The following is a 1,192-nucleotide window of genomic DNA, read 5'->3' as shown; positions in this document are numbered from 1 at the left end:
GTAGGATGCGTAGTCTGGTTTTGTTGCTGGCGTTTTTGGCGCTTGGTGGCTGCATGAATGTCAGCGATATGGCTGAAGGAACTCGCTACCACATGAGCGATGCAGGGCTGCTGGATCACAGCGACAGTCGTCGGGTGAATAACCTGCGCATTCAGCCGGACTCCTTCATATACATCGCCCAAGGTGCCTTCGCGCCGCCGGGCAGCGCTTATCCGCGACCTAATGTGGTGGCCGAAGAAGCCTTCAACGGCTTCGTCGAATATTTCCCCATGGTGCGCCGCGCCCGTGCCCCCGAAGGCCTCGACCAGGCCATGGGTGAAGCCCGCGCCGCCGGTGCGCATTACTTGCTTTACACGCGGTTCGCCAAGGCGGATGACCGTATTGGTAACTCGGACGAATGGCTCGATCAGGAATACGTGGATCGCCTGGGCATCGACAGCGGCGTGATCCAGATCATGTTGATCGAGACCAGCACCCAGTATTTGATTGATACTGCGCGCATTCGCAGTCGTGGCGGTTTACTGACGTTCCACGACAACAAGCCACAAGACCTGATTGGCCCGCCGCTGGAGCAATACGCGCGCAGTCTGATTGGTCTCAGCGACCAGTAATCCAAGGAGAACGCCATGAGTGGCCCGCAAAAAGCCAACGACTTGTTGGGGCAAATCCCCAAAACCAAAGGCTTGCCGCCGGTCCACCTGTGGAACCCTGACTTCTGTGGCGACATCGACATGCGCATCGCTCGCGACGGCACCTGGTACTACCTGGGGACGCCGATCGGGCGTAAACCGATGGTCAAGCTGTTCTCCACCATCATTCGTCGAGATGGCGATGATTATTTCCTGATCACGCCGGTCGAGAAGGTCGGTATCAAGGTCGATGATGCGCCGTTCGTGGCGATTGCAGTGGACGTGGAAGGCGAGGGCGAAGCACAAGTCTTGCGCTTCACCACCAATGTCGACGAGACCACGGAAGCCGGCACCGAACACCCGATCCGCGTGGTGATCGACCCGGTCACGCAAGAGCCCGCGCCTTATCTGCGGGTGCGCACCAACCTCGAAGCCCTCGTGCATCGCAATGTGTTCTATCAATTGGTAGAACTGGCCGTGACCCGCGAGATCGACGGGCAACGCTGGCTTGGCGTTTGGAGCAGTGGTGAGTTCTTCCCCATCGGCCTCGAGCCTTAACGTGT

At 58.8% G+C, this 1,192-nt stretch carries 2 protein-coding genes; both read left to right on the top strand.

Annotated elements, in window-relative coordinates:
- Positions 1-5: 5 nt before the first annotated feature.
- Positions 6-611 carry a DUF4823 domain-containing protein gene (locus B7L09_RS08830; protein ID WP_094468495.1) on the top strand — a complete coding sequence of 202 codons (606 nt, stop codon included), beginning with the start codon at positions 6-8 and terminating at the stop codon, positions 609-611.
- Between the two features lie 15 nt (positions 612-626).
- On the top strand, positions 627-1,187 hold the full coding sequence (locus tag B7L09_RS08825) for a DUF1285 domain-containing protein (protein ID WP_094468494.1): 561 nt from the start codon (positions 627-629) through the stop codon (positions 1,185-1,187).
- Positions 1,188-1,192: the final 5 nt, after the last annotated feature.

Origin of the sequence: Pseudomonas mandelii, assembly GCF_002251635.1 — a bacterium.
Taxonomy (GTDB): Bacteria; Pseudomonadota; Gammaproteobacteria; order Pseudomonadales; family Pseudomonadaceae; genus Aquipseudomonas; species Aquipseudomonas mandelii_B.
This window is presented reverse-complemented; position numbering and strand designations above follow the sequence as displayed.